Below are 22,384 nucleotides of genomic sequence, written 5' to 3' on the forward strand. Positions count from 1 at the left end.
AAATTTACTAGAATACATAGCCTTCTAAAAACATAGAATCTAGTAATCGAGCGAAAGGGAGCTGGGTCTACGTGAAGAAGAGCTATTACCGGAGAGCGGTATTCATTACATTAAAAGATTATCGGTCTATCTTTATCTTTGTGACGGTGCTATTTATGATGGGGATTGTGTTTGGAGCAGTTATTGTGAACAGCCTGTCACTCATTCAGAAAGAGGACCTCTTTTACTATTTGTCACAGTTTTTTGGGGAGCTTAAGCAAGGCAAGGTATCCGCTTCCGGTGAAATGTTCTTCTACAGTGTGAAGGAGAATGCAAAGTATTTTATCCTCATGTGGATTCTTGGAATCTCCATTATCGGTCTGCCAATTATTCTCATTTTACTGTTCGTTAAGGGGATTGTTATCGGGTTTACTGTCGGGTTTCTTGTCAATCAGGCAGGTTGGCACGGCTTTTTACTTGCGGCTGTCTCTGTTTTGCCTCAGAATATAATTCTCGTTCCATCGACCATCTTGCTTGCTTCCTGTGCGGTGATTATTTGTATCAAAATGATCAGAAGACAGTTCTTTAAGACGGGACGGGAGCCAATAAAGCCGCTGCTTATGCAGTATACCTTCTTTTTGGCTGTTGTCATGGGCGGAGTGATTGTGGCGGGATTGATTGAAGCATTCCTGTCACCTGGATTCATGAAGCTTGTGATAGATGGATTTAATTGAGAATGATTATAAAATTAGACTAATTATTGTTTATTGTTTATAATTATTATATTTTAATCAACCAGTATTTTTGTTATACTATAAGAAGGACTGAAAGCTCGCTTTATGTGCTTTACCAAAATTTTTTTACAGGTTTCCGCACGGGGACTTAAAGCGGCGAGGAGGAAATAGATTGGAATCAAGGATAGATAGAATAAAGAAGCAATTGCATTCTTCAAGTTACAAGCTGACGCCGCAGCGAGAGGCCACAGTCAGAGTCTTGCTCGAGAATGAAGAGGATCATTTAAGTGCAGAGGATGTTTATCTGCTCGTAAAAGAGAAGGCTCCTGAGATTGGCTTGGCAACTGTATATAGAACACTTGAATTATTAACTGAATTGAAAATCGTGGATAAGATAAATTTCGGTGATGGCGTTTCCCGTTATGACCTGCGTAAGGAAGGGGCAGCCCATTTCCATCACCATCTTGTATGTATAGAATGTGGAGCCGTTGACGAGATTCTCGAGGATCTACTTGGGGATGTTGAAGCGGTTGTTGAAGAGAAATACCATTTTCAAATTAAGGACCACCGTCTTACCTTTCATGGTATTTGCCATCGCTGTCTTGAGAAGAAGGCAAAAGGGGAAGAGGAATCTGAGTCCTCTAAATCACATGTTTAATGAGCCTTTCCGCTTACCTGGAAAGGTTTTATCCTTTTAATCGGCCTGAATATGTATAAAACTTGTCTTCTCTGGCATAAATTGATAAAAAAGGCCGGAGGAGATTATGAAGAAGCTGTTTGGGTTCATTTGGCAAACAGGCAAGGTGTTCATTATGTTTGTTGGTTTCACACTTTTGTTCTACTTTGCCATCGTTTGGTTTAATGAGGAATACGAAGGCTATCATCGTTATGAAGAGCCAAAAGGAGCTGCCGTAAAGGTTTTCCAATCGGTTCACGATACAGGCGAAACCGGATGGAAAGACAGGCTCTTTCTATTTTATTTGAACGGGGAGTAATGGAAGATGGAAGATCAATTGCAGGATTTCATGCATTACTTAACGATTGAAAAAGGGCTGGCCAAAAATACATTACTGTCCTATAAGCGTGATTTGGATTCTTACCGTAAATTCCTGAAGAAGCAAGGGATACCTGATTGGAATGAGGTTTCACGCGTACATATTGTTCAGTTCCTATCTAAGCTGAAGGATGACGGCAAATCGCCGAAGACGCTCGCACGCCATACGGCATCGATTCGTTCCTTTCATCAGTTCCTTCTGCGGGAGCATGTGGCTGAGACAGACCCATCTGTTCATATTGAAAGTCCGCAGATGCAGAAGTCTCTGCCAAAGGTGCTGAGTCCTGAGGAAACGGAGGCACTGCTTGATGCGCCGGACACAAATGATGCATTCGGCAAGCGGGATAAGGCCATTCTTGAGCTTCTTTATGCAACCGGCATGCGGGTGAGTGAATTGATAGATTTAAATATTGATAATGTCCATATGGAAATGGGCTTTGTCCGCTGCATTGGGAAAGGGAATAAGGAACGAATTATTCCTGTTGGCCAATTGGCGCTTAAGGCTATACATATGTACCTAGTTGAAGGCCGGCCCGAGCTGATGAACAAGAAGGAGAAAACGGACGCTTTGTTCTTAAACCATCATGGCGGCCGTCTCACGCGTCAGGGATTATGGAAGATCATCAAGCGGCTTGCTGAAGCGGCGAATATTCAAAAACCGCTTACGCCGCATACCCTCAGGCATTCCTTTGCGACCCATTTGCTGATGAACGGAGCCGATCTCCGTGCTGTTCAGGAAATGCTGGGACACGCTGATATTTCCACTACTCAGATTTATACACATGTCACAAATGTCCGTTTGAAGGATGTATACAGCAAATTTCATCCAAGAGCGTAAGAAAATGATGAGGTTTCAAGGTCTGATGGCAGCACTTGCATCAGGCTTTATTTTTTGGTTGGCTAAATAGCTCTTTTCCCTTTAAAGAGCTGCAGACAGGGGAAATGGGGAGGATGTGTATGCGGGAGAAAAAGATTCGAGGAATCAGCCGGAAGTTCCTTCCTTAGTAAAGATAACGGCTATTTTAGAGAGAAATGATGGATGGGAAATAGACACAGAATATTAAATTGGCAACGCTTGACACTTGATGTAGAATAAAGATGTCAGACCTCTGACACCTCGTTGTTCCTTATTGAAAAAATGGTGACAGAAGGTTATGGCTCGAAAGATGGGGTAACCTAACTATAAATAGAAGAAATTATGCAAGCTGGAGGTATTACGATGCAGTTTAAACGTGTGTTTTTAACAGTAATGGATTCCGTTGGCATTGGCGAAGCACCGGATGCTGAAAGATTCGGCGATAAAGGTGCGGATACGCTGGGTCATATTGCGGAAAGAATGAATGGATTACATATGCCTGTGATGGGGAAATTGGGCCTCTCCAATATTCGTGAAATCAAGGGCATTGAAAAAGCTGAAAAGCCAATGGCTTATTATACAAAAATGCAGGAAGCATCAAATGGAAAAGATACGATGACAGGTCACTGGGAGATCATGGGCCTTCGCATTGATACGCCTTTCCGTGTATTTCCGGATGGATTCCCGCCTGAATTGATTCAAGAGCTTGAAGAGAAGAGCGGACGCAAGATTATCGGAAACAAACCGGCGAGCGGAACTGAAATTCTCGTTGAGCTTGGGGAAGAGCATGTGAAGACAGGCGCATTGATTGTGTACACTTCTGCTGATTCCGTTCTACAGATTGCTGCGCATGAAGACATTGTGCCGCTTGATGAATTATACCGAATTTGTGAAATCGCAAGAGAGATTACTCTTCGAGATGAATACATGGTAGGACGTGTCATCGCCCGTCCATTCGTTGGCGAACCAGGCGACTTCAAACGTACACCTAACCGTCATGACTATGCGCTGAAACCATTTGGCCGTACAGTTATGAATGAATTGAAGGATGCAGGCTTTGATGTCATCTCTATTGGGAAAATCGCTGATATTTACGATGGGGAAGGTGTAACAAAGGCGCTTCGCACAACTTCAAACATGGACGGAATGGATAAGCAGGTGCAGACGCTTGATATGGAATTCACAGGCTTAAGCTTCTTGAATCTTGTCGATTTCGATGCCCTGTTCGGTCACAGACGCGATCCGGAAGGCTATGGTAAAGCACTGGAAGAGTACGATGTCCGCCTGCAGGAAGTGCTTGATAAACTTCGCGATGACGATTTATTAATCATCACGGCAGACCATGGAAATGACCCAGTTCATGCCGGTACAGACCACACGAGAGAGTATGTACCGCTCTTGGTATACTCCAAACAATTCAAGGAAGGCAAAGAACTTCCGCTTCGTATGACATTTGCCGATATCGGTGCAACGGTTGCGGAGAACTTCGGCGTGAAAATGCCTGAGCATGGAACAAGCTTCCTGAAAGAGCTGAATTAATTTAGAGGAGAGACGATGATGTTAAAAAAGGTAAATGAAGCTGCATCTTATATTCTGGAGAAATCCGGGCAAAAGCCGGAATTAGGCTTAATTCTCGGGTCTGGACTAGGAATCCTTGCGGATGAAATCGAAAATCCAGTAGCCATTCCTTATAATGAAATTCCACATTTCCCTGTATCCACGGTAGAAGGTCATAAAGGCCAGCTTGTCATCGGAACACTTGGCGGAAAGACTGTTGCGGCGATGCAAGGAAGATTCCACTATTATGAAGGCTACACAATGCAGGAAGTAACCTTCCCGGTTCGTGTCATGAAGGCAATGGGGATGTCCCATATCCTTGTTACAAATGCAGCAGGCGGAGTAAACGAAAGCTTCAAGCCGGGCGATTTGATGATTATCGCGGACCACATCAATTATATGGGTGCACACCCGCTGATTGGGCCGAACGAAAAAGAATTCGGACCGCGCTTCCCGGATATGTCCAGTGCTTACACAAAAGAGCTTGTGGCATTAGCGGAGGATATTGCGAAGAAAGAACAGATTGACGTGAAAAAAGGTGTCTATATCGGCTTCACTGGCCCGACTTATGAAACGCCTGCAGAAGTTCGCATGGCGCGTATCCTAGGCGGGGACGCTGTTGGAATGTCCACAGTTCCTGAGGTAATTGTGGCAGCGCATGGCGGCATGAAGGTGCTGGGTATTTCCTGCATCACAAACATGGCAGCTGGTATTCTTGACCAGCCTTTATCTCATGATGAAGTTATTGAAACAACTGAAAAAGTTAAAGCAACCTTCCTTTCCTTCGTGAAGAGAATTGTTGCCGAGATGGAAATCTAAAAAAGCAAGGCGTCTGCTAAATCCTAAATAGGATTAATGGCAGGCGCCTTTTTTTGTATTTAAACGGATTGGATGGACCTTTTGCTATGACTCCTTATGATTTCGCTGCACCTGATTTATGAATTCCCTCAATAAGCCATTTTTCATAGGGGGCTTCTTGATGAAAATAATTAGGTGTCTGAATCTCATCCGAATAGGATTGATGGAAAATATGTGTCGCAGCAGGGGATAATGGCGGAATGAGCCATGTCCAATCTCCAGTCACTCTGCGAGCATTCTTTGCTTCCTGTTGTTCAAATCGTTTAAATTGTTCGGCGGCCGTATGATGGTCGACGATGGTAACACCTTCTTTCCTGAAAGAATGCAAGACGGCAATATTCAGTTCTACGAGTGCTTTATCCTTCCATAAATATCGGTTCATCGAAGTATCTAAACCGATTAATTCTGCTACTGCAGGCAGAAAATGATACCGATCTTCATCCGCCAAATTGCGTGCGCCAATCTCGGTGCCCATATACCAGCCGTTGAATGGTGCACAATGGTAGCTGATTCCGCCGATTTCCAAGCGCATATCGGAAATGATTGGAACACTGTACCATTTCATGTTCAAGTGATGGAGTGAGAATTCAGGGTGTTCGATTTCAACCTCTTTCACAAGCTCTTTCTTTATTGGTTTCCACACGGGAGGGTATCCATCTATCGAAAATACTAAAGGCAATAAATCATACTGTCCTTGCTGGCCCTCCCAGCCGATTTGTTCGCAAAACTTCGTGAAGGGAATAGATTGTTTATCGCCAATGGTACCGTATTCTGTCTCATACCCAGCATACCGAATTAATTGATGATTAAAGATTCGAACACGGTGGGGGTGAAATATGGTAATGGTCGGCAATATTCTTCCGTCATTGGTTGCATAGCGGATATGGTGGAAGAGGGCTTCCGCAATAATATCTTCGTCTAAGGCATCTCTTGCATCAAAGACATGCAGGCTGTTCCAAAACAATCTGCCAATGCATCGGTTGCTATTCCGCCATGCCATCTTCGCTCCATGGACAAGCTCTTCAAAAGTGTGCTCATATGTACCCGTTTTATTGATTTCCTTCTTAATCTCCTTTATTCGGTTCGCGATCTCCTGCTCTTTCCCAAGCTCTTTATAACAATTGGAAATGAACCTGGCAGCTTCCTCTTTTAATAATTCTGAATGCATGACAAGTCTCCTCTGTTCTTCCAGTCTTATAGATTATTATGCCGAAATGAGCTTAAGAAAACGAATGATTCGAACTCTCAAAAGAATAGGTATCTACACTAAATTTCCTTCATCTACTATGTAATCACACGTCGGGTGGATGATTCCTGTATGTGAATTCCCTCTGCTCCGGTATAAAAGGATAATATTTGGAAAAACTGGAATTTATCATGAGTAGGAGGTTTGTCCATGAAACGGTTTGTTTCAGCTTTATTGATAGGGATAGTTACATTATGTGTTTCCGGACCGGCATTGGCCGCAGAGAAACCAACAACAAATACATCGGAGCTTGCACCCAATGCCAAGTCTGCGATTCTCATTGAAATGAACACGGGCTCCGTGATTTATGAGAAGAATAAAGATGAACAGCTTTCCCCGGCGAGCATGACGAAGATCATGACCATGCTTTTGATAATGGAGGCGCTGGATAAGAAGCAGATTACGATGGACGAGAAGGTGCGAACGAGCGAATATGCTGCATCAATGGGCGGATCGCAAATCTTCTTGGAGCCTGGCGAAGAGATGACAGTGGAGCAATTATTGCGTGGAATTGCGATTGGCTCCGGTAATGATGCATCGGTAGCCATGGCAGAGAAATTAGCAGGCAGTGAAGAAGAGTTTGTGAAGTTGATGAATAAGAAGGTGAAAGAGCTTGGTCTTAAGGATACCAAATTCCAGAATGCTACCGGGCTCCCAGTAAAGGATCATTATTCAACGGCCCATGATATGTCCGTGATGGCACGGGAACTTCTAAAGCATGAAGAAATCACGAAATTTACGAGTCTGTATGAGTCATACTTACGTGAGAACACAGACAAGAAGTTCTGGTTAGTGAATACGAACCGGCTGGTAAAATTCTATCCTGGCGTAGATGGTCTTAAGACTGGTTTTACCCATGAGGCGAAATATTGCCTGACTGCTACGGCGAAGAAGGACAATATGCGTGTCATTGCCGTTGTCTTTGGGGCAGCCAACCCGAAGGAGCGGAACGCTCAGGTGACCCAAATGCTTGACTATGCCTTTGCAAAGTATCAATCAAGGCTAATTTATAAGAAGGATATGCCGCTGGCTATGCTGACGCTTGAGAAGGGGCAGAAGAAAAAGGTCAGCTTAGTTACGAGCGAGCCGGTTTCCCTTCTTAGCAAAAAAGGAGAAGAGAAGCTGAATATCCGTCCAAAAATTATCTTGAATAAAGATGTGCAGGCACCAGTGACAAAGGGCGAGAAGCTAGGGAAGGTCCAAATGCTTTTAGGGGACAAGGTGGTATCCGAAACGCCGCTGATAGCGTCAGAAGATGTCAAACGGGCGACTTGGTTTGATCTATATAAGCGTTCTTTCGGCATGTTTACACATGCAGGGCGCGAATAAGAGAAATAAAGCGAATGAATGCGTTTTAGCACTAGTTTTGTCTTCCGGAAGGAAATGGGCTGTTAAATAGCGAAAACACCACTATGCGATTGAAAAAGGGGGAGAAGTATAGTGAGCCTTACGGTAGATATGGCAACAAATCAAAATGTGTTATGCATCCGTTTAGCCGGTGAGCTTGATCATCATACAGCGGAGGATTTGCGCAATAAAGCATCACAAATCATCGAAACGCAAGGAATCAGGCATATCATTCTGAATTTGGGTGAGTTGACGTTTATGGATAGTTCAGGTCTTGGGGTTATTTTGGGCAGGTATAGACAAATCCAGTCTTATGGAGGAGAGATGGTGGTATGTGCAATCTCACCTGCTGTCGAGCGCTTGTTTGAAATGTCCGGCCTGTTTAAAATACTCCGGCTTGAGCCTTCTGAAGAAGCGGCCATGCATGGATTGGGGGTAATCACAAGATGAAAAATACAATGAATCTTGAGTTTTCAGCATTAAGCCAGAATGAATCCTTTGCGCGCATCACGGTTGCTTCTTTTGTGGCTCAGCTTGATCCGACGATGGATGAATTGACCGAGATTAAGACAGTGGTTTCAGAGGCCGTCACAAATGCCATTATCCATGGATACGAAAGTGATCCAAAAGGAATTATTTATATTGCTGTTTCGATGGACTTAGAGGAAGAAACCGTAGAGCTGTCCATTAAGGACAAAGGAATCGGCATCCGTGATGTCGAGGAAGCTAGACAACCGCTTTACACGACCAAACCTGAACTTGAGCGTTCTGGAATGGGCTTTACCATTATGGAGAATTTCATGGATGAGATCATGATTGAATCCTCCAGGGGCGAAGGAACAACCATCAGGCTCATGAAAAATCTATCAAAAAGCAAAGCTTTCATCAAGTAAGGAGATAATGCGATGGATGTGGAAGTCAAAAAGACTAATAAGACGGCCCAGCTCAAAGATGAAGAGGTAAAAGCACTTATTCGTCAAAGCCAGCAAGGTGACCAAGAGGCAAGAGACGAACTCATCCAGAAAAACATGCGGCTTGTATGGTCAGTTGTCCAAAGATTTATCAATCGGGGCTATGAGCCGGAAGATTTATTTCAAATTGGCTCTATTGGTCTCCTGAAATCAGTGGATAAATTTGATCTTTCCTATAATGTTAAGTTCTCTACCTATGCTGTTCCAATGATTATCGGAGAAATTCAGCGCTTCATCCGTGATGATGGGACGGTCAAGGTCAGTCGTTCCTTAAAGGAGATGTCCAATAAGATTCGAAGGGCAAAGGATGAATTGTCTAAGGTATATGGAAGGACGCCGACCATATCGGAAATCAGTGCTCATCTTGAGCTGACTCCAGAGGAAGTCATCATGGCGCAGGAAGCGAGCAGGACTCCTTCATCCATCCACGAGACCGTGTATGAAAATGATGGAGACCCAATTACGCTGCTCGATCAAATTGCCGACCACTCGGAGAATAAATGGTTTGAGAAGATTGCCTTGAAGGAGGCAATTGCCCTGCTTGATGAACGCGAAAGATTAATCGTCTATCTCAGGTATTATAAGGACCAAACCCAAACGGAGGTAGCGGAGAGGCTGGGCATTTCACAGGTACAGGTTTCGCGGCTTGAGAAGAAGATATTATCGCAGATGAAAAGCCGAATGGATACATGATTGAATAAAAGAAAGAGCGGCCGCATGGATTCTTTGATCCAGCGGTTTTTTTGTGCGGTGTGACATTTTTGATTTTCTGGTATGTTCCTGATTTTTCTATCCATACTAAAAGTAATGGCAAGGACCAAGAAATGGGGATGGAATCTTTCATGGAAGAATGTGTGTATATCCGCCTGAAATATCGGGCGAAGATAAAGCCGAATGAGCCCATCCTGCTGAAGGATATTGCCAATATCATTGGAACCGACGAGGTAACTGAGAAGGTCGGGAATTTGGTGTTAGGCGAATTCTCAAAGAATAAGGATGTATTCATTCTTGATGTAACCGTCGTGCTGCAGACGATATTTCGTCATTTCCCGAACATGTCCATGGACACGTACGGGCCTTCCCAAACAATTGTTGAAGTCGTTCGAAAGAAAAAGAAAGTATCAAAGATTGGTTTCATTGTGGTTTGGCTGATTCTGTTCGTCGGAGCGGCGTTTGCCATCATGAATTTCCATGAGGATGTCAGTATGAGGCAGATGCATGAACGATTGTATTTTATGATAACCGGCGAGCATTCAGAGCACCCGTTCATTTTTCAAATCCCATATTCGTTCGGGCTTGGGCTCGGTATGGTTTTATTCTTTAACCATATATTCAAGAAGAAATTCAATGATGAACCAAGTCCGATGGAAGTGGAAATGTTCAACTATCAGCAAGAACTCGATCAGTATTTAATCATGCGAGAGAACAAGATGTATTCCTCCTTCCTTGATGATGATTGAGAAGCTCTTAGCCATCCTGATCGGATTCTCCGGCGGTGTATCTGTCGGAGCAGGCTATGTAGCCTTCTTGACTGTGTTGAATGTTATTCCACGCTTGACTCAATTGACGAAATCAGTCAGATACGTGCACTTCTATGAGGCGGCTGTCATTCTTGGTGCCGTCATTGGGACGATTTTTAGTTTATGGGATTTCACGCTGAACCTTTCCTTTTTATTATTGGCGGGCTTCGGGTTATTAAGCGGAATCTTTAATGGAATGCTCGCTGCAGCGCTTACGGAAGTGTTGAATGTATTTCCAATTCTTGCGAAGAGAATCGGAATGCAGGACAGTCTTGTTTACATACTAATTGCATTGGTGCTGGGAAGAATCCTTGGATCGTTATTTCAATGGATTATTTATACACAATAACGCTTGAATAAAGGCGGTGCGCAAGTGGCACAGAAACGAAAAATCATCATGATTACAGATGGGGACGAATATGCAAAGCGAGCCGTGGAGCATGCGGCAAAAGAGATTGGCGGCCGCTGTATCTCTGCCTCTTATGGCAATCCAGCAAAGGTGGATGGTCCTGAGCTCGTAAAACTCATCAAGTCTGCTGCCAATGACCCAGTGCTTGTTATGTTTGATGACAGCGGGCTCGTTGGGGAAGGAGCTGGCGAGACGATGATGAAATATGTAGCTGAGCATGACGATATCGAGCTTCTTGGCATTGTTGCTGTTGCCTCGAAAACAAGGCAGGCGGAGTGGACGAAGGTTGACGTGTGCATCGATCGTGAAGGCAATCTGACGGAGCGTGGTGTGGATAAATTTGGTCTTCCTGAGATGGATATAGGCCGCATTAACGGAGATACGGTTTATTGCATCGACTCCATTGATGCGCCTATTGTCGTCGGCATCGGCGATATTGGAAAGATGGCAAAGTATGATGATATTAAGATTGGGAGCCCAATCACCTTGAGTGCAGTAAAACTGATTTTGGAACGGAGTGGGTATCTTGACAGATAAGAAGATGAAAGTACCAGGGGATTTAGCCAAAGTAAAAAAATATATGGAAAACTATGTTGGACTTGGCGTCAGCTTTGATATTGGAGTCAGGGAGATCACCCTTCGAGATGTTCCAGTTCAAATCTATTATGTGAATGGGTTATGTGATACAGCTTACATCATTGAAATTATGGAAACCTTATTAGGCATCAATGAATTCGAAAAAATCGAGGCTAAGGATGCGGATATATATGAGCTGGTGAAGAACCGGCTTGTTCAGCAATCGGTTGAAGTGAAGCAGACGATGGATGAAATGGTGGATCAGGTTCTCTCTGGCTTGATTGCTGTCATCGTGGATGGAAGCGAGAAAGCGTTGATTGTCGATGTTCGGAGTTATCCGGGGAGGACGCCGCAAGAGCCGGATACAGAAAGAATCACAAGGGGCGCGCGTGATGGCTATGTTGAGAATATAATAGTAAACACAGCCTTAACGAGAAGAAGAATCCGAGATGAACGGCTCCGTTTCGAAATCATGCGTGTCGGAGAGCGGTCGAAAACGGATATTGCGATTGGTTATATTGAGGGAATCGCAAATCCTCATTTAGTCGAAATCATCAAACGAGAGCTTGGAAGCATTAAAACGGATGGGCTGACGATGGCAGAGAAAACAGTCGAGGAATATTTGGTTAAGGAGAATTATAATCCATATCCATTGGTTCGCTATACAGAAAGAGCCGACGTTGGAGCTAATCATCTATTTGAGGGACATGTTCTTATCTTTGTTGATACTTCCCCGAGCATCATGATTGCACCGACGACCTTTTTCCATCATGTGCAGCATGCGGAGGAATATCGTCAATCAGCTTCTGTCGGTACGATTATCAGATGGTTTCGCTTTATCGGTATCTTTGCTTCTCTCTTTCTCATTCCCTTATGGCTGCTGTTTGTACTAGAGCCGCATTTGCTTCCGAAATCACTGGAGTTCATCGGCCCAAATGAGGATATACATGTTCATATTCTGCTGCAGGTAGCCTTTGCTGAAATAGGGATTGAGCTCTTGCGCATTGCGTCCATACACACACCTGCACCGCTCTCCTCGGCCATGGGCTTGATAGCAGCTGTGTTGATTGGACAAATTGCGATTGATGTCGGCTGGATTGTACCGGAAGTATTATTCTATATCTCCATCGCTACAATTGGAAGCTTTGCAACACCGAGTCTTGAGCTGGGACTAGCCAATAAATATGTACGCTATGTACTCTTGATTCTGACAGGCGCGTTTCATGTCCCAGGGTTTATCATCGGTAATACACTGTTCATCCTTTATTTAAGCCATATAAATACGCTGTCTACTCCGTATTTATGGCCGTTTATCCCATTTTCCCCAAAAGCACTATGGCAGATTGTGGTCAGAAAACCGGTGCCGGGAAGTCATTTAAGGCCGCGAATTTTGCATACGCTTGATCGGAAGAAATAGACCCTTGCCAATATTAATGGAAGATGGCGCACTAGTGTGGTAAAGTATGATTTATCAAACAATTCGAAAAAATAGGCAGCATATACAGCTGTCTATTTGTTTCGTTTTTCTGCACAGAAGGGAAAGATGAAGATGCATTATTATGGAACTGGACGCGTGAATGAGCTTGGCCATTTGGAGATTGGCGGAGTGGACACAGTAACCTTAGCGGAGCAATATGGCACGCCATTGTATATATATGATGTTGCCCTGATTAGAGACCGGGCCAAAATGTTTCAGGAAGCATTCAAGAAATCTGGTGTAAAGGCTCAGGTCGCATACGCTAGCAAAGCATTCTCCTCTATCGCCATGTTCCAATTAGCCAGGGAGGAAGGTTTATCACTGGATGTTGTCTCAAGCGGAGAACTCTATACGGCTATACAGGCCGAATTCCCACCGGAGCGGATTCATTTACATGGGAATAATAAGAGTCCCGAAGAGCTGGAAATGGCCATTGATGCGAATGTCGGCTGTATTGTGGCGGATAATTTTTATGAGCTTTCCCTTATTGAAGCGCTGTGTAAAAAGAAAGGCAAGGTATGTCCGATTCTCCTGCGTGTAACACCGGGAATTGAGGCGCATACTCATGACTATATCCTGACTGGACAGGAGGATTCAAAATTCGGATTTGACTTATGGAATGGCCAGGCTGAAGAAGCCTTGCAGCTTGCTTTATCAAAGGACTGCTTTGACGTGCTGGGCTTGCATTGCCATATTGGCTCGCAAATTTTTGAAACAACTGGTTTCATATTAGCTGCACAAAAGCTGAGTGAGCAAATTCATAACTGGCATGAGCGCTACAGCTTCACTCCAAAGGTGCTTAACTTGGGCGGAGGCTTCGGTATCCGCTATACGAAGGAGGATCAACCGATTCCCGTTTCCACTTATGTCGAGGAAATTGTAAAAGCGGTAAAGCAGGATTTTGATCAGTACCGAATGGACATGCCAGAAATCTGGATTGAGCCGGGACGTTCTCTTGTGGGTGATGCAGGAACGACTATTTACAGCATCGGTTCAACAAAGCATGTGCCGAATACTCGTACGTATTGGGCCGTCGACGGCGGGATGAGTGATAATATCCGTCCAGCACTATATCAGGCCAAATATGAGGCGGGACTCGCTAACAGGATGAACGATAAGGTGGAAGAGGAGGTGGCTATCGCCGGTAAATGCTGTGAAAGTGGAGATATGCTCATTTGGGACCTGCCGCTTCCCCATATTCAGCATGGAGATCTGCTGGCTGTCTTCTGTACAGGTGCCTACGGCTACTCCATGGCTAATAATTACAACCGAATCCAGCGCCCGGCCGTTGTCTTTGTGGGAAATGGCGAATCGAGGCTTGTTGTAAGACGGGAAAGCCTGGATGATTTGATTCGTAATGACCTATCTTTATATAAATAGAGGATGAGAGGAGATGTCCTGCAAGAAGCTTGCGGGCGTCTTTTTTTTGTTGAATGCCCCACTGTGGGAATTGCGTACGGAATAGGTACCAATCATTTTGGAGAGCCTGCCAGTAAAAACTTTGTCATTTGTATGGAAAATCCCTCAAATAGGGCACAGCAAAATAAGAAGCACTACAAAAGAGCAGCCCCCTCATGGGACTGCTCTTGGATAGTTTTAAGAGAATAGAGACTTGATTGCATCGATGAGGGAAGCAAATACTTCCTTCAGTTTATCGAGGAAGGATTGGCCTTCTTCAGATTTCAGGTAATTGCTTACTTTTTCTTTGGCAGCATTCAGCTGATCATTCACGGCACCCCAGTCGATGCCTAATTCCTGCAATTTGTTGAATAGGTCCATCAAACTTTGAATCTGGACATCTGTTAAATTGATATTGATTTGGTCAGCTGCTTTGATGATGATGGTGCGAAGCTCTTCATCATTTGCCGGCGGGTTAGCAGCAATCTCTTCTTTAATGGTTTCAACGAGCGTTGTTGCTTCCTCTGTGCCAATTTCATCGCCGAGCTTAGCGGTTTCGACCATTTCCTCATTGGCTGCCTGCTTTTGCTCCTCAGAAATTTTGGTATCGGTGGATACTTCATAGGCTTTGATCAAGCCGGTTAATGCCGCTGTTCCGGATACTTCAAATGGGGCTGTGACATAAATGTCCGCATCCTTGATACCAGCAGTTGCTAAGGCATTTTTGTACATATCATCTGTAACCCAGGTAATATTTTTGGTTTTGACATTGATTCCTGAACCGCTTTTGGCAATCGTAATCGATGAAGAGGAGATGGCTTTTGTGCCGATTAGGCGGCTGGCTACTTTGCCATCAAGATAATTATGCTCTTCTTCGTTTGTCACGGTTACGATATCTACATTATTTGGTGCATCCATTTCTGCAAGCAATAATTTTTTCTGCTCAGCGGTTAAATTCTCCCCAAGAGTGACAACCATGTCACCGCGCTGCAGGTCAGCGAGAGTAATACTTGGAATAAGAAAACCTGCTATTAAGAGAGCAGACAACATTTGTGCAATCCATTTTTTCATGTTTAATAACCTCCTGTATGAATTAGACGTATGATGACCAAAAAGGTTTCATTTTCTTGTCCGATTGGACGTTCACCGAGCTGAATGAAACGATTTTTTGCCCCGCATTGAGCTGCCTCTCACATGCGTAATTTCGTCTAACTCTAAAAATACTATACTCAAAAGCTTCTGATTTTGAAAGATGCTTTTGCAAAAAATCATAAACTAGATGGTTTACAGATGGATGTTCATTCGGTATAGTAGGGAGTCAGATGGTGCTGCGGAGCGGGTGTTTAGATGGTGGAAAGTGACCCAGTTGAATTCCTGTGTGAAAACGAGTATGATTATGAAGATTGCAAAAAAAGAACTTATTTCTATAATTCTCATTTGATGAGGGATCATTATGCTAATTAGGTACAAAAAAAGCTTTGAAAAAATTGCAATGGGATTATTATCCTTCATGCCGGATGAAAAGGATATAAAAAAATTGCAGCAAAGCATGAAAAATTATGAAACAGATGACAGCAAGCAATTATTCCTATGGAAAGAGGATGAAGACTTCATCGGACTGATTGGAGTAGAAGTCCATGGGAATACTGTTGTGCTTGCAGATGTTTCTGTGAATCCATCACATCGCGGTCAAGGAGTGGGCCGTAAGATGGTGACGACTGTAAAGGGATTTTATCCAGACTACGAATTTGATGCGCGTAGAGAAACTGCCCAATTTTTGGCGAAATGCTTGGATTGTTAATTTAATAGACTTTCATAAATAGAAAGAAGCCCTTAAAACAAGGGCTTCTTCTATTTATTACGTCTGATCTTGAGCTGCTTAAATCTCTCCTCAATCACGTCTGTGCGGTCTCTGTGCGAATGTCTGTGAATCAATGGGGTATCAGTAAGGTCGCTTTGGCAGCCCCAGGTTAATCCTTGGCTTCTGCATTCAACTTCGCAGATGGAGACAAGTGCTGGGTCGGCTAGGGGGAGCATGGGGCTTTCATAAGGTGTGTTGGCTTGAATCCGTTGGATGTAATTCGCCAGCAGGTCATCTAGCGCTGGAAAATCAAGCCCAAGCGTGGTTGTTTCCTCGCGGCGATGCATCAGGATATGTCTGGCCTTAGAGAGTGTTCTAACAGCTCCTGGATGATTGCCCCTGCGGTAGTGATAAAGGCCGACGGCAATCTGAATAAGACCGACCCATACAGAATCACGCTCAAGCGGCGGATGCTCCTTCCAATATTCCTCGAGAATTTCGTGACACTCAAAGTAATCTCTCCGCCCATGAAATTCGAGCAGATATTGTATGTATTCGTTTGGATAATTCCTCATCCTTTTCCTCTCCAATCGTCTTGGCAGATACTACCTTCACTATACAGAATAATGCAGGCGAAAGAAAAGAAATAAAAACTGCCGGCTTCATACCGGCAGCTTATCAAGTGGTCGTGCCTGAATGATTATGATTCAGGGTGTCAGCACCAGAAAGCCGCACCTACGATAACAAGTAAAATAAATAGTACGACGATCAAAGCGAATCCGCTGCCAGCTCCTGCTCCTACAAAACCTCCGCCTTCTCCCATAATTAAATCCTCCTCTTAAGCTTTTCTGTACATTGCATTGTATGACATTTACACATAGGTGTTTGGGCCAACGCCCAACTCTTTAAAAATTTCTCCTTAGACATGCTATTGGAAAGAAGGCGGACTTCCACTATACTAAAGGTAGTTTATTTACGTAGGAGAGCCTGAAGATTATGAGCTATAAGATCAAGATTGATGCTTTTGAAGGACCGTTAGACTTATTATTGCATTTAATAAACCGGCTGGAGATTGATATATATGATATCCCTGTCGCTGAGATAACTGAGCAGTATGTAGCTTATATACATACGATGAAGGAGCTTGAACTTGATGTGGCGAGTGAATATCTCGTGATGGCGGCAACCCTTTTGGCCATTAAAAGCAAGATGCTCCTGCCAAAGCATGAGGATGAGTGGGATGAAGAGGAAGAGGAATTCCTCTATGAGGAGGACCCTCGTGATGAGCTTGTCATGCAGCTATTGGAATATAAGAAATATAAAGAAGCTGCCGGGGAGTTCAAAAACCTTGAAGCAGAAAGGGCGCTTATCTTTACGAAGCCCCCGATTGACCTGTCACCTTATTCAACTGAGACTTCAGCTGAGAAGGCTGATTTGGACGTGAATATATATGATATGCTCGGCGCCTTCCAAAAGCTTATGAGACGCAAGAAGCTGCAAAGACCGCTGCAGACACGAATTACAAGACAGGAAGTGTCTATTGAGAAGCGGATTGGAGAACTGCGTGATACGCTTCGCAGGAGGAGGAAAAAGGTTCTTTTCAGCAGCCTTTTCGCTGATGATAATAAAGAGCAGCTCGTCGTGACCTTTCTGGCCATTCTGGAAATGATGAAGCAGAATGAGGTCGTCGTAGAACAAACTAATAATTTTGAGGATATTTTCATAGCATGGAAGCAGGGGGATTTGACCGTTGGAAATCGTTAATTGGAAATCAATTTTGGAAGCATTACTATTCGCAGCAGGGGATGAAGGACTATCCTTGCAGCAGATTGCAAGCGTGCTCGAGGTAACTGTCGAGGAGGCACGGGATATCGTATCCGACTTGATGCACGCTTATGAACAGGAAGATAGAGGTATTTATTTAGTGGAGATGGCCGGCGTTTATCAGCTGGCGACGAAAAAGGCACATGCGCCTTATTTAAAGAAACTGGTTGAATCCCCATCAATCCACACCTTATCACAGGCATCACTCGAAACATTGGCCATCATTGCCTATAAGCAGCCCATTACCCGTATTGAGATTGAAGCAATTCGAGGGGTGAAATCCGAACGGCCTATTCATACACTTTCAGCTAAAGCGCTTATCAAGGAAGTTGGCCGGGCAGAGGGGGCTGGACGAGCTTATTTATATGGAACAACATCCGAATTCCTCGATTATTTCGGCTTGAAGTCAATTGAAGATCTGCCGCCGATTGATGAGAATCATGAGGATGGTTTTAATGATGAAGAAGCAGATCTATTCTTTCACAAATTCCAGGAGCTTGATTAAGAATCAGGAGGGGAAATATTGAAAATCATTACTTGTGCCGGCTATGAGTTGACGAAAGAAAAGTCCAATTCACCGGAGGATCTTTTTAGTCGTTCAGTCGTGAAATACAGGGACGGCGGTCGTATAAAGGAACTGCAAGTGCTGTATGTACGTTATTTTGAGGAACTTCTCATGGAGCGTGCCGCACAGCAAACAGTGGAGTTTCTCACACGCTACCCAGTGAAGGATTGTTTAGCCTTGCTCTATCTATTAAAAAATAAAGGTTTCCTGTCGATGAAAAAAGTGTATATAAACACAGAGAGTGATTTTTTCAATATTTTTGAAGACCTGGATATTCATGAGGTAGAACGAATTCTTGAAGGTGATGGAATATGATGGATTACGAGGATAACCTTGTGAAACCTTCCTGTATTCGGCAAATAACACATGACTTTTGTGCTAATCTGTAATAGAATATTCAGGAAGCAACGTTTCAAAATTAAGGGGAGGGTTCCGGTTGGGCAATACATTAGTGAAAAGCCAGTTGGAAGACGTAGCATCATATTTAGGAAAGACTGTACAAATCCTCGAAGCCTACTTGAATGATACTACCATGGATCGTTTGATGAGTGAAAAGAGTGGGAATGAAGACTATTACAGAGGGTTATTATCCTCTATCCGAAAGCTTTGTGTATACTGTGAGGAAAGCCTTGACGCATGCAAAATCGTGTTGAAAAATGAGCCGTTTAACAAGGCTGCTGCCGAAAGGGTTCTATACAGAGTCTATCACCAATGCATCGAAGAGTATTTCGCACCAAAGAGCGATTTATGGTTTGAGGACAGCCGCTCTGCTTATACAGGGCGAAACTGCATTAAATTTAGGGATGAGGCGCCTGAAAGTTTGAAGGATGTCATTAAGACCCTTGAATCAGATGTTCAGAAAATGCGTGAGGACCTTGAATACTATGAAACGGACTATAAAACAAAAATGGTCCAATCTAATTAAATAAGGATGAACAACGAATAGGAAGAATATCCTAATCAGTTGCTCTTTAGAGGTTCAGGATGCGCCCTGAGCCTCTTTTTAATGGAAGGCAAAAGAAATCATAAATCATCCCCTCCTTTGAATACAATGAGGCAAGGATTCTTTGGAGGTGACACTTATACAATCATATGTGGATGAAATTGCCCGTTGGGTATCAGGGGTGGAAATATGGGCGGCGAAAAGAGGGGAAGACGTCCGTCAATCCCTATCAGGAAACCTTGAGAAGCTGAATGCCTATTTATTTACTTTGAATGAGCAGTTTCCTTCCGATAAGGACGTGTCTGAGCTGCAAGCTCTCGCAAATAGTTTAGAGCGAGCTATTCAGCAGGTTCACCAAAATGGAGGATATGTGCCGCCAGGGCAGCACGCTCTCCCGCCCTTGCCTTATGCCTATAATGCCCTTGAGCCTGTCATAAGCGGCGAAATCATGAAGCTTCATCATTCAGTCCATCACCAAGCCTATGTAGACGGCCTGAATAAAGCGGAGCTCAAGATGAAGGAAGCAAGAGAGCAGAATGACTTTGACCTCCTGAAGCATTGGGAAAGGGAGGCGGCCTTTCATGGGTCTGGGCATTATTTGCATACAATCTTTTGGCATAATATGAAGCCAAATGGAGGAGGCGGGCCGGAGGGTGAATTGCGGGAATGGATTGACCGGGATTTTGGCAGCTTTCGTATGTTTCAAAAGCACTTCACTGAAGCAGCTAAGAAGGTAGAGGGTGTCGGCTGGGCTTTGCTTGTTTGGTCGGCAAGGGCACATCGCCTTGAAATTCTTCAATCTGAGCGTCATATGATTCTGACCCAATGGGATACGATCCCGCTGCTTGTCATTGATGTATGGGAGCATGCCTATTATTTGCAATACAAGACGGAACGGGGAAAATATGTAGACAAATGGTGGGAAGTCGTTGATTGGCTTGATGTGAGTGCTCGATTTGGGAAGGCGAAGGAGCTCGGCTGGAAGGTGTATAGGAAGTAAGGAATAGAGGCTGACCGTAGAAAGTTCAGTAAGGCTTTCAGGTCAGTTTTTTTATGTATAATTTTGCTTGATTCCGTATATTTTTCTGTCAACTTACATAGTGTTTACTATTCGCTAAATGGGATTGTCCTGATTGCGCATTACGGTGAATAGTTCTTCCATATATTAAATTCAGCACCCATAGTCTGGTTATTTCGCTCTTCACGTTTTCATTACGCCCTCAAACACCTATAAAAAGATAAATCTTAAATAAACTTTATGAAAATGAAGCTGCTATATAGTCCGGTATATCAAAATGGCCAAGCCAAGCTATTTGGAGCTAAAAATCAGCAAATGTACATTTTTAGCGGTAGAAAAATGCCAACAGGAAGAGGAGAGTGTTGTTTACATCACCATCGAAAAAAGATTCTGTTTAGTCGGGTCTTTGCATAGACTTGTACTAAAACGTTGGAGAGGACGAGTGTGGTGAAAAGATATCTAGCGCGGTCGAAGAAAAAGAACCTGTCCGATAGCAGTCAATCCTCCTCATGGGGGAAGAAGATTCTGTTGAGCCTTCTCGTCTGCATATTGAGTATGACCTTCATTCTAGGTGAAGAGAACCAGGTGCAGGCAAAGGAAATGAAAAGCATGCAGGTCGGTGCAAAAAGTGCGATTACGATTGAGCAAAGTACCGGCAGGATTCTATATGAGAAGGATGCTCATACAAAAAGAAGGATTGCGAGCATCACTAAAATTATGACGGCTATCCTGGCGATTGAGTCAGGGAAGATGGACAAAACCGTAACGGTGAGTGAATCAATCTTGAAGGCAGAGGGCTCTGCCATCTATTTGAAGGTCGGGGAGAAGATTAAACTAAGCGATCTTGTTTATGGCCTTATGCTCCGGTCTGGAAATGACGCGGCTATTGCGATTGCAGAATATGTGGGAGGAAGTGTGGAGGGATTTGCCACCATGATGAACCAGAAGGCGGAATGGATTGGGATGGAGAACAGTCATTTCACGAATCCGCATGGCCTGGATGACTCCAATAATCATTACTCCACTGCTTACGATATGGCTATCCTGACTCAATATGCGATGAAGAATAAGAATTACCGTAAAATAGCCGGAACGAAAATACATAGAGCCCCTAATCCGAATGAAGCGTGGGATCGCGTGTGGAAAAACAAAAACCGTCTCCTTACCGAAAAATATAAATACTGTACAGGAGGAAAGACTGGTTATACAAAAAAGGCCAAACGAACTCTTGTCACGACTGCTTCAAAGGACGGAGTTGACCTCATAACGGTTACGATTGATGATTCAACTGATTGGGCAGACCATATCGCCCTTTACGAGGCAGGTTTTGACCAGTATTCACTTGTCGAGGTGCTTCCAGAAGGACCGATTGATGCCGTTAAGAAAGGCTTTTACAAAAAGAAGGCTCATTTGAGGTCGTCATTGATCTATCCGCTGACGGATGAGGAGAAGGAAAAGGTCAAAGTAGTTTATAAGCTGCAAAAGCCAAAGAAAAAATGGAGGAACGAAAAGAAATGGCCTGAAAAGGTTGGGGTTGCCGAGCTGATACTGGATGGGGAGGTTCTCTATAAGAAGCCCATCTATTTAAAGAAAGAGAAAAAGACGGTCATGGAAACATGGATGCATGTGTTTATGACTTTTGCAGGTGCTGATCGGAATGGTTAACTATATATGGGTCGGTCTCAGTATCATAGGAATTGTCTATGCTATGTTTACGGGGACGATTGCAGAGGTCAATGAGGCGATATTCAAGAGTGCGAAGGAGTCTGTCACCCTTTGTTTTGGATTGATGAGTATTCTTGTCTTCTGGCTCGGGATGATGAAGATTGCTGAGCATTCAGGCTTGCTTGAGAAGCTATCCTTATTGTTTAAGCCAATTGTTTCCCGTCTTTTCCCAGATGTGCCGGCGAATCACCCGGCAATGGGTTATATCGTCTCCAATATAATGGCTAACACATTAGGTCTCGGGAATGCGGCGACACCGCTTGGCATCAAGGCAATGGAACAATTAAAAATTCTGAATGGGAACAAGGATTCAGCGAGCCGATCAATGATTACCTTTCTTGCCTTAAACACATCAGGCTTAACACTTATCCCGACGACTGTCATCGGCATTCGCATCCATTATCATTCAGCCAATCCGACTGAAATTGTCGGGCCGACTTTATTGGCTACTGTCATTGCGACGATTGCGGCAATCTTCATTGACCGGTTCTATTATTATAAGAGGGTGCGAAAGGGGATAGAGTGA

Annotated in this window: 27 protein-coding genes; 23 read left to right on the forward strand and 4 right to left on the reverse strand. The window is 43.9% G+C overall.

Annotation, left to right across the window (positions count from 1 at the left end):
- Positions 1-71 precede the first annotated feature (71 nt).
- The 6 genes from spoIIM to ACI35L_RS14970 all read left to right on the forward strand — a co-directional run bounded on the left by spoIIM (position 72) and on the right by ACI35L_RS14970 (position 4,999).
- On the forward strand, positions 72-713 hold the full coding sequence (gene spoIIM, locus ACI35L_RS14945; protein WP_049670500.1) for a stage II sporulation protein M: 642 nt from the start codon (positions 72-74) through the stop codon (positions 711-713).
- Between the two features lie 172 nt (positions 714-885).
- Positions 886-1,371: a ferric iron uptake transcriptional regulator gene (fur, locus tag ACI35L_RS14950; RefSeq protein WP_049670501.1), complete on the forward strand. Its 486-nt coding sequence runs from the start codon at positions 886-888 to the stop codon at positions 1,369-1,371.
- A 106-nt stretch (positions 1,372-1,477) separates the two neighbouring features.
- Positions 1,478-1,708, forward strand: coding sequence for a YqzK family protein (locus ACI35L_RS14955; RefSeq protein WP_049670502.1), 231 nt, complete (start codon positions 1,478-1,480; stop codon positions 1,706-1,708).
- 6 nt (positions 1,709-1,714) lie between these two features.
- Positions 1,715-2,605 carry a site-specific tyrosine recombinase XerD gene (gene xerD, locus ACI35L_RS14960; protein WP_439803209.1) on the forward strand — a complete coding sequence of 297 codons (891 nt, stop codon included), beginning with the start codon at positions 1,715-1,717 and terminating at the stop codon, positions 2,603-2,605.
- 381 nt (positions 2,606-2,986) lie between these two features.
- Positions 2,987-4,162, forward strand: a complete 1,176-nt coding sequence (gene deoB, locus ACI35L_RS14965) for a phosphopentomutase (RefSeq protein ID WP_439803210.1) — start codon at positions 2,987-2,989, stop codon at positions 4,160-4,162.
- A 15-nt stretch (positions 4,163-4,177) separates the two neighbouring features.
- Positions 4,178-4,999, forward strand: coding sequence for a purine-nucleoside phosphorylase (locus ACI35L_RS14970; protein WP_439803211.1), 822 nt, complete (start codon positions 4,178-4,180; stop codon positions 4,997-4,999).
- A 94-nt stretch (positions 5,000-5,093) separates the two neighbouring features.
- Here the strand turns inward: ACI35L_RS14970 and ACI35L_RS14975 are convergent, their stop codons facing one another.
- Positions 5,094-6,206, reverse strand: a complete 1,113-nt coding sequence (locus tag ACI35L_RS14975; RefSeq protein ID WP_439803212.1) for a nitric oxide synthase oxygenase — start codon at positions 6,204-6,206, stop codon at positions 5,094-5,096.
- A 228-nt stretch (positions 6,207-6,434) separates the two neighbouring features.
- Here ACI35L_RS14975 and ACI35L_RS14980 point away from each other — a divergent pair, with 228 nt between their 5' ends.
- The 9 genes from ACI35L_RS14980 to lysA all read left to right on the forward strand — a co-directional run bounded on the left by ACI35L_RS14980 (position 6,435) and on the right by lysA (position 13,964).
- Positions 6,435-7,613 (forward strand): D-alanyl-D-alanine carboxypeptidase family protein, encoded by a 1,179-nt coding sequence (locus tag ACI35L_RS14980; protein WP_049670507.1) that lies wholly within the window; start codon positions 6,435-6,437, stop codon positions 7,611-7,613.
- A gap of 111 nt (positions 7,614-7,724) precedes the next feature.
- Entirely contained in the window at positions 7,725-8,081 is a 357-nt protein-coding gene (spoIIAA, locus tag ACI35L_RS14985) for an anti-sigma F factor antagonist (RefSeq protein WP_049670508.1), read from the forward strand.
- The gene (gene spoIIAB, locus ACI35L_RS14990; protein WP_049670509.1) at positions 8,078-8,524 is read left to right on the forward strand and encodes an anti-sigma F factor; all 447 of its coding nucleotides are present in this window, start codon (positions 8,078-8,080) and stop codon (positions 8,522-8,524) included. Before spoIIAA ends, spoIIAB begins: the two co-directional genes overlap by 4 nt.
- A 12-nt stretch (positions 8,525-8,536) precedes the next feature.
- Positions 8,537-9,295 (forward strand): RNA polymerase sporulation sigma factor SigF, encoded by a 759-nt coding sequence (sigF, locus tag ACI35L_RS14995; protein WP_049670510.1) that lies wholly within the window; start codon positions 8,537-8,539, stop codon positions 9,293-9,295.
- Positions 9,296-9,444: 149 nt separating this feature from the next.
- Positions 9,445-10,062: a stage V sporulation protein AA gene (locus tag ACI35L_RS15000; RefSeq protein ID WP_049672837.1), complete on the forward strand. Its 618-nt coding sequence runs from the start codon at positions 9,445-9,447 to the stop codon at positions 10,060-10,062.
- Positions 10,052-10,471: a stage V sporulation protein AB gene (locus ACI35L_RS15005; protein WP_049670511.1), complete on the forward strand. Its 420-nt coding sequence runs from the start codon at positions 10,052-10,054 to the stop codon at positions 10,469-10,471. Before ACI35L_RS15000 ends, ACI35L_RS15005 begins: the two co-directional genes overlap by 11 nt.
- Before the next feature lie 48 nt (positions 10,472-10,519).
- Complete coding sequence (locus ACI35L_RS15010; protein WP_049672838.1) at positions 10,520-11,068, forward strand: stage V sporulation protein AE; 549 nt, start codon at positions 10,520-10,522, stop codon at positions 11,066-11,068.
- Between the two features lie 4 nt (positions 11,069-11,072).
- Complete coding sequence (locus ACI35L_RS15015) at positions 11,073-12,524, forward strand: spore germination protein (protein WP_439803219.1); 1,452 nt, start codon at positions 11,073-11,075, stop codon at positions 12,522-12,524.
- Between the two features lie 132 nt (positions 12,525-12,656).
- The gene (gene lysA / locus ACI35L_RS15020) at positions 12,657-13,964 is read left to right on the forward strand and encodes a diaminopimelate decarboxylase (RefSeq protein WP_439803220.1); all 1,308 of its coding nucleotides are present in this window, start codon (positions 12,657-12,659) and stop codon (positions 13,962-13,964) included.
- A gap of 216 nt (positions 13,965-14,180) precedes the next feature.
- Here lysA and ACI35L_RS15025 read toward each other — a convergent pair whose 3' ends face one another.
- Entirely contained in the window at positions 14,181-15,053 is an 873-nt protein-coding gene (locus tag ACI35L_RS15025) for a DUF1002 domain-containing protein (RefSeq protein ID WP_439803213.1), read from the reverse strand.
- Positions 15,054-15,435: 382 nt separating this feature from the next.
- Between ACI35L_RS15025 and ACI35L_RS15030 the strand changes: the two genes are divergently transcribed.
- A complete protein-coding gene (locus tag ACI35L_RS15030; RefSeq protein WP_049670513.1) occupies positions 15,436-15,783 on the forward strand; it encodes a GNAT family N-acetyltransferase in 348 nt (115 codons plus the stop codon).
- A gap of 50 nt (positions 15,784-15,833) precedes the next feature.
- Here ACI35L_RS15030 and ACI35L_RS15035 read toward each other — a convergent pair whose 3' ends face one another.
- Positions 15,834-16,358, reverse strand: a complete 525-nt coding sequence (locus ACI35L_RS15035) for a DUF309 domain-containing protein (protein ID WP_439803214.1) — start codon at positions 16,356-16,358, stop codon at positions 15,834-15,836.
- Between the two features lie 140 nt (positions 16,359-16,498).
- Complete coding sequence (locus ACI35L_RS15040; protein ID WP_082197062.1) at positions 16,499-16,606, reverse strand: YjcZ family sporulation protein; 108 nt, start codon at positions 16,604-16,606, stop codon at positions 16,499-16,501.
- Positions 16,607-16,779: 173 nt separating this feature from the next.
- On the opposite strand from ACI35L_RS15040, the gene ACI35L_RS15045 reads away from it, so the two are divergent.
- The 7 genes from ACI35L_RS15045 (at position 16,780) to ACI35L_RS15075 (ending at position 22,384) form a co-directional block, all read left to right on the forward strand.
- Complete coding sequence (locus tag ACI35L_RS15045; RefSeq protein WP_049670515.1) at positions 16,780-17,547, forward strand: segregation/condensation protein A; 768 nt, start codon at positions 16,780-16,782, stop codon at positions 17,545-17,547.
- Positions 17,534-18,112 (forward strand): SMC-Scp complex subunit ScpB, encoded by a 579-nt coding sequence (gene scpB / locus ACI35L_RS15050; RefSeq protein ID WP_049670516.1) that lies wholly within the window; start codon positions 17,534-17,536, stop codon positions 18,110-18,112. The genes ACI35L_RS15045 and scpB overlap by 14 nt, the downstream gene beginning before the upstream one ends.
- 18 nt (positions 18,113-18,130) lie before the next feature.
- Positions 18,131-18,487: a hypothetical protein gene (locus tag ACI35L_RS15055; RefSeq protein WP_049670517.1), complete on the forward strand. Its 357-nt coding sequence runs from the start codon at positions 18,131-18,133 to the stop codon at positions 18,485-18,487.
- Between the two features lie 121 nt (positions 18,488-18,608).
- Complete coding sequence (locus ACI35L_RS15060) at positions 18,609-19,097, forward strand: YpuI family protein (RefSeq protein ID WP_049670518.1); 489 nt, start codon at positions 18,609-18,611, stop codon at positions 19,095-19,097.
- A gap of 148 nt (positions 19,098-19,245) precedes the next feature.
- The gene (locus ACI35L_RS15065; protein ID WP_439803215.1) at positions 19,246-20,115 is read left to right on the forward strand and encodes a superoxide dismutase; all 870 of its coding nucleotides are present in this window, start codon (positions 19,246-19,248) and stop codon (positions 20,113-20,115) included.
- 573 nt (positions 20,116-20,688) lie between these two features.
- Entirely contained in the window at positions 20,689-21,798 is a 1,110-nt protein-coding gene (locus tag ACI35L_RS15070) for a D-alanyl-D-alanine carboxypeptidase family protein (RefSeq protein ID WP_049672842.1), read from the forward strand.
- Complete coding sequence (locus tag ACI35L_RS15075) at positions 21,791-22,384, forward strand: nucleoside recognition domain-containing protein (protein WP_049670519.1); 594 nt, start codon at positions 21,791-21,793, stop codon at positions 22,382-22,384. The genes ACI35L_RS15070 and ACI35L_RS15075 overlap by 8 nt, the downstream gene beginning before the upstream one ends.

It is taken from the genome of Pradoshia sp., assembly GCF_051873915.1.
GTDB lineage: Bacteria > Bacillota > Bacilli > Bacillales > Pradoshiaceae > Pradoshia.

Bases quoted from the DNA above. Each gene is read 5' to 3' on its own strand.
- ACI35L_RS14955 (WP_049670502.1), top strand. From the start codon at position 1,478: ATGAAGAAGCTGTTTGGGTTCATTTGGCAAACAGGCAAGGTGTTCATT.
- xerD (WP_439803209.1), top strand. From the start codon at position 1,715: ATGGAAGATCAATTGCAGGATTTCATGCATTACTTAACGATTGAAAAA.
- deoB (WP_439803210.1), top strand. From the start codon at position 2,987: ATGCAGTTTAAACGTGTGTTTTTAACAGTAATGGATTCCGTTGGCATT.
- ACI35L_RS14970 (WP_439803211.1), top strand. From the start codon at position 4,178: ATGATGTTAAAAAAGGTAAATGAAGCTGCATCTTATATTCTGGAGAAA.
- ACI35L_RS14975 (WP_439803212.1), bottom strand. From the start codon at position 6,206: ATGCATTCAGAATTATTAAAAGAGGAAGCTGCCAGGTTCATTTCCAAT.
- ACI35L_RS14980 (WP_049670507.1), top strand. From the start codon at position 6,435: ATGAAACGGTTTGTTTCAGCTTTATTGATAGGGATAGTTACATTATGT.
- spoIIAB (WP_049670509.1), top strand. From the start codon at position 8,078: ATGAAAAATACAATGAATCTTGAGTTTTCAGCATTAAGCCAGAATGAA.
- sigF (WP_049670510.1), top strand. From the start codon at position 8,537: ATGGATGTGGAAGTCAAAAAGACTAATAAGACGGCCCAGCTCAAAGAT.
- ACI35L_RS15000 (WP_049672837.1), top strand. From the start codon at position 9,445: ATGGAAGAATGTGTGTATATCCGCCTGAAATATCGGGCGAAGATAAAG.
- ACI35L_RS15005 (WP_049670511.1), top strand. From the start codon at position 10,052: ATGATGATTGAGAAGCTCTTAGCCATCCTGATCGGATTCTCCGGCGGT.
- ACI35L_RS15010 (WP_049672838.1), top strand. From the start codon at position 10,520: ATGATTACAGATGGGGACGAATATGCAAAGCGAGCCGTGGAGCATGCG.
- ACI35L_RS15015 (WP_439803219.1), top strand. From the start codon at position 11,073: ATGAAAGTACCAGGGGATTTAGCCAAAGTAAAAAAATATATGGAAAAC.
- lysA (WP_439803220.1), top strand. From the start codon at position 12,657: ATGCATTATTATGGAACTGGACGCGTGAATGAGCTTGGCCATTTGGAG.
- ACI35L_RS15025 (WP_439803213.1), bottom strand. From the start codon at position 15,053: ATGAAAAAATGGATTGCACAAATGTTGTCTGCTCTCTTAATAGCAGGT.
- ACI35L_RS15030 (WP_049670513.1), top strand. From the start codon at position 15,436: ATGCTAATTAGGTACAAAAAAAGCTTTGAAAAAATTGCAATGGGATTA.
- ACI35L_RS15035 (WP_439803214.1), bottom strand. From the start codon at position 16,358: ATGAGGAATTATCCAAACGAATACATACAATATCTGCTCGAATTTCAT.
- ACI35L_RS15040 (WP_082197062.1), bottom strand. From the start codon at position 16,606: ATGGGAGAAGGCGGAGGTTTTGTAGGAGCAGGAGCTGGCAGCGGATTC.
- ACI35L_RS15045 (WP_049670515.1), top strand. From the start codon at position 16,780: ATGAGCTATAAGATCAAGATTGATGCTTTTGAAGGACCGTTAGACTTA.
- ACI35L_RS15070 (WP_049672842.1), top strand. From the start codon at position 20,689: ATGACCTTCATTCTAGGTGAAGAGAACCAGGTGCAGGCAAAGGAAATG.
- ACI35L_RS15075 (WP_049670519.1), top strand. From the start codon at position 21,791: ATGGTTAACTATATATGGGTCGGTCTCAGTATCATAGGAATTGTCTAT.